The organism is Mycolicibacterium canariasense, assembly GCF_002101555.1.
Taxonomy (GTDB): domain Bacteria; phylum Actinomycetota; class Actinomycetes; order Mycobacteriales; family Mycobacteriaceae; genus Mycobacterium; species Mycobacterium canariasense.
Genome location: NZ_LQOL01000013.1, coordinates 41,600 through 48,964 on the forward strand (window position 1 = coordinate 41,600; position 7,365 = coordinate 48,964).

The 7,365-nt window shown below is 68.1% G+C and carries 8 protein-coding genes; 1 reads left to right on the plus strand and 7 read right to left on the minus strand.

Features of this window, described 5'->3' with window-relative positions; all coding sequences use genetic code 11:
- Positions 1-178: 178 nt before the first annotated feature.
- Positions 179-1,615 carry a type I glutamate--ammonia ligase gene (gene glnA, locus AWB94_RS01680; protein WP_062654608.1) on the minus strand — a complete coding sequence of 479 codons (1,437 nt, stop codon included), beginning with the start codon at positions 1,613-1,615 and terminating at the stop codon, positions 179-181.
- A 117-nt stretch (positions 1,616-1,732) separates the two neighbouring features.
- Between glnA and AWB94_RS01685 the strand changes: the two genes are divergently transcribed.
- Positions 1,733-2,194 carry an RDD family protein gene (locus AWB94_RS01685; protein WP_062654609.1) on the plus strand — a complete coding sequence of 154 codons (462 nt, stop codon included), beginning with the start codon at positions 1,733-1,735 and terminating at the stop codon, positions 2,192-2,194.
- 28 nt (positions 2,195-2,222) lie between these two features.
- Here AWB94_RS01685 and AWB94_RS01690 read toward each other — a convergent pair whose 3' ends face one another.
- From AWB94_RS01690 to sucB, 6 genes are all read right to left on the minus strand, one after another.
- Complete coding sequence (locus AWB94_RS01690) at positions 2,223-3,113, minus strand: DUF559 domain-containing protein (RefSeq protein ID WP_062654610.1); 891 nt, start codon at positions 3,111-3,113, stop codon at positions 2,223-2,225.
- A gap of 114 nt (positions 3,114-3,227) precedes the next feature.
- On the minus strand, positions 3,228-3,980 hold the full coding sequence (locus AWB94_RS01695; protein ID WP_062654611.1) for a DUF4191 domain-containing protein: 753 nt from the start codon (positions 3,978-3,980) through the stop codon (positions 3,228-3,230).
- A gap of 17 nt (positions 3,981-3,997) precedes the next feature.
- The gene (gene lipA, locus AWB94_RS01700) at positions 3,998-4,960 is read right to left on the minus strand and encodes a lipoyl synthase (protein WP_062654703.1); all 963 of its coding nucleotides are present in this window, start codon (positions 4,958-4,960) and stop codon (positions 3,998-4,000) included.
- A gap of 2 nt (positions 4,961-4,962) precedes the next feature.
- Positions 4,963-5,625, minus strand: coding sequence for a lipoyl(octanoyl) transferase LipB (lipB, locus tag AWB94_RS01705; RefSeq protein ID WP_062654612.1), 663 nt, complete (start codon positions 5,623-5,625; stop codon positions 4,963-4,965).
- Between the two features lie 10 nt (positions 5,626-5,635).
- Complete coding sequence (locus AWB94_RS01710; RefSeq protein ID WP_062654613.1) at positions 5,636-6,556, minus strand: TIGR01777 family oxidoreductase; 921 nt, start codon at positions 6,554-6,556, stop codon at positions 5,636-5,638.
- On the minus strand, positions 6,556-7,365 hold an 810-nt coding region (gene sucB / locus AWB94_RS01715), incomplete at its 5' end, for a 2-oxoglutarate dehydrogenase, E2 component, dihydrolipoamide succinyltransferase (protein WP_085122195.1). The genes sucB and AWB94_RS01710, both read right to left, overlap by 1 nt.

Consider the following 7,365-nt stretch of genomic DNA (forward strand, 5'->3'; position numbering starts at 1 on the left):
AGGTCCGTGAGCCTACGGCAGGAGAACATCGAGCGCAGACGCAAACGAGGCCCCCGGCGAACCGGGGGCCTCGCTTGGACGTCGTGTCGGCGGTGCCGACTTGGACGTCGCGTCGGCGGTGCCGACTTGGACGTCGCGTCGGCGGTGCCGACTTGGACGTCGCGTCGGCGGTGCCGACTTAGACGTCGTAGTACAGCGAGAACTCGTACGGGTGAGGGCGGATCTGCACGGGCAGGATCTCGTTCTCCCGCTTGTAGCTGATCCACGTCTCGATCAGGTCCTCGGTGAACACGCCACCCTCGGTGAGGTAGTCGTGATCCGCCTCGAGGCGGTCGATCACCGCGGCCAGCGAGGTCGGGGCCTGCGGGATGTTGGCGGCCTCGTCCGGCGGCAGCTCGTAGAGGTCCTTGTCGACCGGGGCCTGCGGCTCGATCTTCTTCTTGATGCCGTCGATACCGGCCATCAGCATGGCCGCGAACGCCAGGTACGGGTTGCCCGAGCTGTCCGGGCAGCGGAACTCGAGGCGCTTGGCCTTCGGGTTGTTGCCGGTGATCGGGATACGGACACAGGCCGAGCGGTTGCGCTGGCTGTACACCAGGTTGATCGGGGCCTCATAACCCGGAACCAGACGCTTGTAGGAGTTCACCGTCGGGTTGGTGAACGCCAGCAGCGACGGGGCGTGGTGCAGGATGCCGCCGATGTAGTGGCGGGCCAGATCCGACAGGCCGGCGTAGCCGGACTCGTCGTGGAACAGCGGCTTGCCGTCCTTCCACAGCGACTGGTGCACGTGCATGCCCGAGCCGTTGTCACCGAACAGCGGCTTCGGCATGAAGGTGACGGTCTTGCCGTTCGCCCACGCCGTGTTCTTGATGATGTACTTGAACAGCAACACGTCGTCGGCGGCGGCGAGCATGGTGTTGAACTTGTAGTTGATCTCGGCCTGCCCGGCGGTGCCCACCTCGTGGTGGCCGCGCTCCAGGGTGAACCCGGCGTTCTGCAGGTTGGTGGCCATCTCGTCGCGCAGATCCACGTAGTGGTCGTACGGAGCGACGGGGAAGTAGCCGCCCTTGGGACGGACCTTGTACCCGCGGTTGGCGCTGCCGTCGGACTCGAACGGCTCACCGGTGTTCCACCAGCCCGACTCGGAGTCGACCTCGTAGAAGGTGCCGTTGATCTTCGAGTCGAAGGTCACCGAGTCGAAGATGTAGAACTCGGCCTCGGCACCGAAGTAGGCGGTGTCGGCGATGCCGGTGCTGGCCAGGTAGTTCTCGGCCTTGCGGGCGACGTTGCGCGGGTCGCGGGAGTAGGCCTCGCGGGTGAACGGGTCGTGGACGAAGAAGTTGAGGTTCAGCGTCTTGGCAGCCCGGAACGGGTCGATGCGTGCGGTGTCGGGGTCCGGCAGCAGCATCATGTCGGATTCGTGGATGGACTGGAAGCCGCGGACCGACGAGCCGTCGAACGCCAGGCCGTCTTCGAACACGCTCTCGTCGAAGGCCGAAGCCGGGATCGAGAAGTGCTGGACGACACCGGGCAGATCGCAGAAACGGATGTCCACGTACTCGACGTTCTCGTCCTTGATCAGCTTGAAGAGGTCGTCCGCTGTCTTTTCTGCCACTGAGTGCTCTCCTTTGACTGGTTACCCGCCGGTGACGCTAGGGAAATGATGTTGCACCGCGATCAACCATATGTTGCGTGGACGTTACGCCATCGGGTCCGCTCTATGCTTGGGCGCATGGCCCGCGAAATCGCGTCCTGGCTGTCCGGACCGCAGCCAGGGTATGGACCCGGAGAGTATCCCGGGCAGCGGTTGGGCATGCCCGAACGCGGACCCGGCTCCATCGCACGGTTCGGCCGACGGGCCGCCGCGCTGCTGATCGACTGGCTGATCGGATACGGACTGGCCGCACTGGGCATGACGTTCGGCTGGGTCTCGATGACATCGCTGTCCACCGCCGTGCTCGGTGTGTGGTTCGTCCTCGGCGTGCTGTCGGTGCGGCTGTTCGGGTTCAGCCCAGGGCAATTCGTGATGGGGCTGATGGTCGTCCCGGTCGACGGCCGTCGTGACTACGTGGGGTTGGGCCGGGCCGTCGGGCGCGGCCTGCTGATCGCGACGGTGGTGCCGCCGCTGTTCACCGACGCCGACCTGCGCGGACTGCAGGACCGGGCGACGGCCACCGCCGTCATCCGCCGCTGACCCTCTCTTCATTCCCCGCGAACGTTGATTACCGCTCGATGAATCGCGCGGAGTTCGCGCACGAGTTCACGTTCGCGCCGGCAGAGAGCAACGCCGCCCGGACCCGGCCGATCAGCACACCGGTTCGGTACCGCAACAGGTCGGCGTTCACCCGGATGATCCGCCAGCCGAGTCGCTCCAGTTCGGCTTGGCGATCGATGTCGTGGTTGCGGACAGCGGGATCGGTCCAATGCTGAGTCCCGTCGTATTCGACGCCGACCTTCCACGCCGGCCAGCCCATGTCGATCCGGGCGATGAACGCGAACCCGTCGTACACCTCGATCTGGGTGTGCGTCGGCCGTAACCCGGCCCCGGTCAGCACCAGGCGCGTGCGCGTCTCCTGCGGTGATTCGGCGCCGGGGTCGGACAGGTCGATGGCCGCGCGCAGGTCGACGATCCCGCGCGCGCCGCGGTGCTGGTCGGCGGTCACCGCGATCTCCGCCGGCTTCAGCCCGGTGGCCTGCATCAGCGCATCCAGCCGGATGACCGCCATCGTGCTGCCGGGACGCCGGCCCAGGTCGTAGGCCGTCCGCGCCGGCGTGGTGGCGGGAGTGTCGCCGACCAGGCAGATCTCATCCGGCGCCAGAGCGTCGCTGTGCAGCAGGATGCCCTTGGTCTTGCGCCGGCTCGGTTGGTTCAGTTCGGCGGGCAGCCTCGGGTCGATCCACTTGGATCCGTGCAGCGCAGCGGCGGACAAACCGGCCGCGATGGCCCGCCGGCCCGACCAGAGCCACGCGCCTACGGCCTTGTCGACCGGTGTCGGCTCGTAGCCTTTCGGCACGTACACGTTGCGAAACAGCTGGTCGTGGTGCGTCGCCAGCCGATAGCGATTGACCGTGCCCGCGGCAACGGCCTCGGTGCCGAGGAATGGCCAGTCCATGCTTGCACTGACGCAAGCGTGGTGAGTCCGGTTCCCTGCGCCGCCGAACGTGACGGCGTGCCCGAACTATGCGCGAGAATTCGCGCGGTAATCAACGTTCGCGGGAAAGTCAGCTCACCTGCGGCGGACCGTGCGCTGCATACCCTTCAGCTTGCCGGCGTTGGGGAGCGGACCCTTCGGCATGGCCGCCGGGCCGACCTTGGAACCCAGGGCCACCAGCTTGGACTCCAGCGCATCCATCTGCTTGGCGTTGATATTTGCCGGCAGCTTCATCAGATGCCGCTCCAGCTTGGACAGCGGCACCTCGCCCTCGCCGTTACCGACCACGATGTCGTAGATCGGCACGTCGCCCACCAGCCGGGCGGTGCGCTTCTTCTCCTGGGCGAGCAGCGGTTTGACGCGCGACGGCGATCCCTCGGCGACGAAGATGACGCCGGGACGGCCGATCACCCGGTGCACGGCGTCGAAGTTCCCGGTCGCCGCGACGCCGGGGGTGACCCGCCACTTGCCGCGCATGTTGTCCAGCGCCCAAGCCGCCGCACCCGTCTGGCCCTCGGCCTTGCGGTACACCGACTTCTGCGCGCGCCGGCCGAAGATGATGAACGCGACGAGGGCGCCCAGCACGACCCCGAGGGGGATCAGCATGTAGGCGGTGAAGCCACCGGCGAACAGCCCGAGCGCCACCGACGCCGCCACGATCAGGACGAACGCGCCGATCATGTAGGGCAGCAGGCGCTTGTCCTCTTTGCGCTGCATCTGAAACGCCTGCCAGAGCTGACTGCGACGCTGCTTGGACGCCGCCTTGCGGGCGGCCTTCGCCTCGGCCTTGGCGGCCTTGCTCTGGGCGGGGGTACGCGATTTCGCCATAGCCCTGAGGATACGGCTCAGGAAACAGGCGGACGCACGCGCGCCGCCTGCTCGTACAACCGGCCGGCGCGGTAGGAGGAGCGCACCAGTGGCCCGGCCAGCACGCCGGCGAAGCCGAGGCTCTCGGCGAAGGCCGACAGCTCGACGAACTCGTCGGGGTGCACCCACCGGTCCACCGGGTGATGCCGCGGCGACGGACGCAGGTACTGGGTGATGGTGACGATGTCGCAGCCGGCCTCGTGCAGATCGGCCAGCGCGGTGCGCACCTCGTCGGTGGTCTCACCCATGCCCAGGATCAGGTTGGACTTGGTGACCAGCCCGTAGTTACGCGCCGCGGTCAGGACATCGAGGCTGCGCTGGTAGCGGAACGCCGGACGGATCCGCTTGAAGATGCGCGGCACGGTTTCGACGTTGTGCGCGAACACCTCTGGGCGTGAGGCGAAGACCTCTTCGAGTTGTTCGGGGATCCCGTTGAAGTCCGGGGCCAGCAACTCCACCCCGGTGTTGGGGTTCAGCGCGTGGATCTGGCGGACGGTCTCGGCGTACAGCCAGGCCCCGCCGTCGGGCAGATCGTCGCGGGCCACCCCGGTGACCGTCGAGTACCGCAGTCCCATGGCCTGCACGCTCTCGGCGACCCGGCGCGGTTCGTCACGGTCCAGCTCGGCGGGCTTGCCAGTGTCGATCTGGCAGAAATCACAGCGGCGGGTGCACTGCTCGCCACCGATGAGGAAGGTGGCCTCGCGGTCTTCCCAGCATTCGTAGATGTTGGGGCAGCCGGCTTCCTCGCACACCGTGTGCAAGCCCTCGCGGCGCACCAGGTTCTTCAGTTCGGTGTACTCCGGGCCGGTGCGCAGCCGGGTCTTGATCCACGGCGGTTTCCGCTCGATCGGCGTCTCGGCGTTACGCACCTCCAGGCGCAGCAACTTACGGCCCTCGGGCTGAGCCGTTCCCGCGGTTGCTACGCTCCTGCCCTCCGGAATACTCACGACGGCAATGCTACGCGGATTTGTCCATCCAAAGCGCCGGCCACCGCGTCGGCGACGGCGTCCGTGACATCTTTCACGGTGACCCGCCGCTGCAGCTCGGCGCTCAGCGAGGTGACACCGGCGTCGGAGATGCCGCAGGGGATGATGCCGCCGAATGCGCCGAGGTCGCAATCGCAGTTCAGGGCGAAGCCGTGCAACGTCACCCCGCGGGCGACCCGGATACCGATGGCCCCGACCTTGCGCGCCGGCGTGCCTGGCACCCACACACCCGATCGGCCCTCGACCCGGCCCGCCTCGACACCGAGTTCCACGCACACCGTGATGAGTGCTTCCTCAAGGCGCCGAACGAAATTCACGACGTCGAGCGGTTCGGTCAACCCGATGATCGGATAGCCGACCAGCTGACCGGGCCCGTGCCAGGTGATCTTGCCGCCGCGGTCGGTATCCACCACCGGGGTGCCGTCGGTGGGACGTTCCTCGGGCAAGGTTCGCTTGCCTGCGGTGTACACCGGTGGATGCTCCAGCAACAGCAGGGTGTCGGGTCCGCCGGCCACTCGGGCATCGGCGATCTCCCGCTGCAACGCCCACGCGTCGGCGTAGTCCACCGTCCCCAGCGGCCTGATCTCAAGCGCCGTGGTCGACGATCGGATGGAGGACATAGCAGCCAAACTACCCGGTCGTGGCGGTGCGGGTGGCATACGCCAGGGCCTCGCCGACGGTGTTGTGGTGGAACCGGAATCCCGCCCGTTCCAGTGCGGCCGGGATGGCCCGCTGCCCGAACAACAGCCCCTCGTCGGCGAACTCGCCGAGCACCGCGCGCAAGGCGATACCCGGCACGATCATCGGGGTCGGGCGGTTGAGCGCCCGGCCCAGCGCGGTGGTGAACGCACCATTGGTCACCGGCGCGGGCCCGGTGAAGTTGACCGGGCCGGCCAGCTCGTCATGGGTGATGGCGAACAGCAATGCCCGCACCTGGTCTTCCAGCGTGATCCACGGGAAGTACTGGCGGCCGTTGCCCAGCCGGGCCCCCAACCCCAGGTTGAACAGCGGGCGCAGCCGGCCGAGCACCCCGCCGGACGGCGACAGCACCAGACCGGTGCGCACCAGCACCACGCGCGCGCCGCCCTCGGCGGCGGGTGCGGTGGCCGCCTCCCAGTCCGCGCACAACTGGGCCAGGAAACCCTGACCTTGTGGCGCGGTCTCGTCGGCGACCTTGTTGCGGGTGTCGCCGTAGAACCCCACCGCGCTCGCGTTGAGCAGAACCGGGACCTGCGCGTCGGCGACGGCGCCGGCCAGCACCTCGGTCGGCACGATCCGGCTGTCCCGCAGGTTCTGCTTGAACGAACCCGACCACCGCCGCGAGCCGACGTTGATGCCGCAGAGATTCACCACGGCGTCGACACCGGCCAGCCCGCCGATGTCGAAGTCGCCGGCCGCCGGGTTCCAGAACAGCTCGTCGGCGTTGCTCGGTGCGCGCCGCACGATGCGAATCACCCGGTGATCGGCGGCGCGCAACGCCGTGGTCAACGCCGATCCGATCAGCCCCGATGACCCGGCGATCGCGATCACGCCGGGTCCCTGCACCGACATTAGAGACCCAGGTCGGCCTCGAACGCGCCCTCTTCAAGCCGCCGCTTGATCGTGGTGAGGAAGCGGCCGGCGTCGGCGCCGTCGATGAGGCGGTGGTCGTAGGTCAGCGGCAGGTAGGCGACGGAACGCACACCGATCGACTCATTGCCGTTCTCGTCGACCACCACGCGCGGGCGTTTGACGATGGCGCCGGTACCCAGCATCGCGGCCTGCGGCGGCACCAGGATCGGGGTGTCGAACAGGGCCCCCTGGCTGCCGATGTTCGTGATGGTGAAGGTGCCGCCGGACAACTCGTCGGGCTTGAGGTTGCCCGAGCGGGCGCGGGCGGCGATATCGGCGATGGCCCGGGCCAGCCCGGCCAGCGACAGGTCACCGGCGTTGTGCACGACGGGGGAGAGCAGACCCTGTTCGGTGTCGACCGCGAAGCCGAGGTGCTCGGCGTCGTAGTAGGTGATCTCCTTGGTGTCCTCGTTGTAGCTGGCGTTGACGTTCGGGTGCGCCTTGAGCGCGTCGACGACCGCGACGGCGAAGAAGGGCAGGAAGGTCAGGTTGACGCCCTCGCGCTCGGCGAAGCTCTTCTTGGCCTTGGCCCGCAGCGCCACGATCTTGGTCAGGTCGACCTCGTGTGTCTGCGTCAATTGTGCTGTGGTTTGCAGGCTTTCGCGGGTCTTCTTCGCCGTGATCTGACGGATCCGGTTGGCCTTCTGCGTGGTGCCGCGCAGGTGGGCCAGCGCCGGCGCCGGGGTCGCGGCGGCCGCGGGCTGCGGGGCCTTGGCGGCCGGGGCCGCTGCCGCGGGGGCGGCCGGACT

Coding starts and splice junctions, on each gene's coding strand:
- AWB94_RS01685 (WP_062654609.1), top strand. CDS start 1,733: ATGGCCCGCGAAATCGCGTCCTGGCTGTCCGGACCGCAGCCAGGGTAT.
- AWB94_RS01690 (WP_062654610.1), bottom strand. CDS start 3,113: ATGGACTGGCCATTCCTCGGCACCGAGGCCGTTGCCGCGGGCACGGTC.
- AWB94_RS01695 (WP_062654611.1), bottom strand. CDS start 3,980: ATGGCGAAATCGCGTACCCCCGCCCAGAGCAAGGCCGCCAAGGCCGAG.
- lipB (WP_062654612.1), bottom strand. CDS start 5,625: ATGTCCTCCATCCGATCGTCGACCACGGCGCTTGAGATCAGGCCGCTG.
- AWB94_RS01710 (WP_062654613.1), bottom strand. CDS start 6,556: ATGTCGGTGCAGGGACCCGGCGTGATCGCGATCGCCGGGTCATCGGGG.